2 protein-coding genes are annotated in these 1,534 nt (G+C 71.6%); both read left to right on the top strand.

Annotated elements, in window-relative coordinates:
• The coding region (locus WA805_RS11330) for an SbcC/MukB-like Walker B domain-containing protein (RefSeq protein WP_425242320.1) at positions 1 to 1,209 on the top strand (1,209 nt) is incomplete at its 5' end.
• Positions 1,206 to 1,534, top strand: a 329-nt coding sequence (locus tag WA805_RS11325; protein ID WP_425242319.1) for a TIGR02679 domain-containing protein, incomplete at its 3' end; no start/stop codon positions are given. The genes WA805_RS11330 and WA805_RS11325, both read left to right, overlap by 4 nt.

The raw sequence follows: 1,534 nt of genomic DNA, 5'->3' as shown, positions 1-1,534 counted from the left end.
GAACAGGCGGCGATCGAGGCGCGCGGCAAGGCGGACGGGAGACGGGGCGAACTGCGGACGCAGGTGGATGAGTCGTCACGTCAGCGTGATGACGCTGTCCGTGAGTTCCAGGCGTTCGCGGCCACCGGGCTGCTGCGGGTCGCGGTGCCGACGCTGGAGATCCCCGGCACCGGTCAGCCGTGGGCGGCCACGCCGACGGTGATCCTTGCCCGCGCCGTCAACGCCGACCTCGACTCCGTGGACGACGGTGACGGGCCGTGGGACCGGATCCAGAAGCGAGTGACCGAGGAGCACAAGCTCCTGGCGGACGCGATGGCCAGGCATGGGCACTCCGCGGGACTGACGCTGAGCGAAGGTGTCATCGTGATCGACGTGGTCTTCCAAGGCCGTAGCCACGATCTGCCCGGGCTGGCCGAGGCGCTGGCGGCGGAAGTCGAGCAGCGAACCACGCTGCTGTCGGCGCGAGAGCGGGAGATCCTGGAGAATCACCTGCTCAACGAGGTGGCGGGGACGCTGCACGAGCTGATCTCGGCGGCCGAGGCCGAGGTCAGGCAGATGAACGACGAACTTCAGGCTCGGCCGACGTCGACCGGCATGAAGCTGCGGCTGATCTGGCAGCAGGCCAGGAACGCGCCCGAGGGGCTCGACCGGGTCAGGCTCAAGCTCCGGCAGACGATCGACGCGTGGTCCGCTGCCGACCGGGCTCTTGTGGGCGGGTTCCTGCAGCAGCGGATCGCCGCCGAGCACGCGGACAATCCGGCTGCTGGCTGGGCCGAGGCGCTGACGTCGGCGCTTGACTACCGGGGCTGGCACGAGTTCGTGATCCAGCGCTATTCCGACGGGCAGTGGCGGCCCGCCACCGGCCCCGCCTCGGGAGGCGAGCGTGCCCTGGTGGTGTCGGTTCCGCTGTTCGCGGCGGCTTCGTCGCACTACAAGTCGGCCGGCAATCCGCACGCGCCGAGGCTGATCGCGCTCGACGAGGCATTCGCCGGGGTCGATGACGACTCCCGCGCCAAATGCCTGGGCCTGCTCGCCACCTTCGACATGGACGTGGTGATGACCAGCGAGCGGGAGTGGGGCTGCTACCCGCAGGTGCCGGGACTTGGCATCTGCCAGCTTGCGCGCCACGATGGCGTCGACGCGGTCCTGGTTACGCCGTGGCGGTGGGACGGGCGAGAACGCCGCAGGGCCGAACGGGCGCCGGTGTGACCGATACCGCGGACGACGGCATCAGGCTGCACCGTCTGCTTGGCGGCGAGCACACCGCGTGGCTGGTCCGGCGAGCGCGGGACCGGCTGGAGGCCGGGCGCCCGCTGACCGGGACCGTGACCCTGGCCGACGCGACCGTGGAGCAGCGGCGGGCGGCCGAACGGCTGACCGGCAGGCCGCCCCGTTCCGGTACGTCGCTGTCAGTGTCGCTGCCCGAGGTGGACCGGGTCTTGCGCGAGAGCGGGGCTGCGCCCGGCGGGCTGGCCGAGGCCGTCGCGCTGCTGACCGGTCCGCTCCGGGACCGCAACCGCGACCGGCTGGATGC

The sequence above is a fragment of the Trebonia sp. genome (genome assembly GCF_049794275.1).
Lineage (GTDB): Bacteria > Actinomycetota > Actinomycetes > Streptosporangiales > Streptosporangiaceae > Trebonia.
This window is presented reverse-complemented; position numbering and strand designations above follow the sequence as displayed.